This window comes from Microbacterium sp. ZXX196 (genome assembly GCF_009709595.1).
Classification (GTDB): domain Bacteria; phylum Actinomycetota; class Actinomycetes; order Actinomycetales; family Microbacteriaceae; genus Microbacterium; species Microbacterium excoecariae.
Map to the genome: position 1 here is coordinate 1 of NZ_WMEE01000402.1, position 249 is coordinate 249.

Annotated in this window: 1 protein-coding gene; it reads right to left on the minus strand. The window is 43.8% G+C overall.

Translation table 11 applies throughout. The features are described from left to right. Positions 1–249, minus strand: a 249-nt coding sequence (locus GJQ66_RS14370; RefSeq protein ID WP_196215943.1) for an RNA polymerase sigma factor, incomplete at both ends; no start/stop codon positions are given.

Genomic DNA, 249 nt, shown 5'->3' on the forward strand with positions numbered 1-249 from the left:
AAAAAATACGCTTCCTGCGTTCTGGGTGGCATTTTGGACAGAGCGGCGTTATAGGCTTCAAGTAGTTCAGCCTGGTCTAAATTCTCTGCGAGATTATTGTCAGCGATTTCATAATCAGACATCTGGTCATTGAGAATCAGGTGCAGTTGCTTTTTCTTACCCAAAGCACGGGTCGCATGATTTCGGGCGCTCACAATAAGATAACCCGTGAAGTTTTCAATCTCACCTTTTTTAATCTGTTCCCGGTTT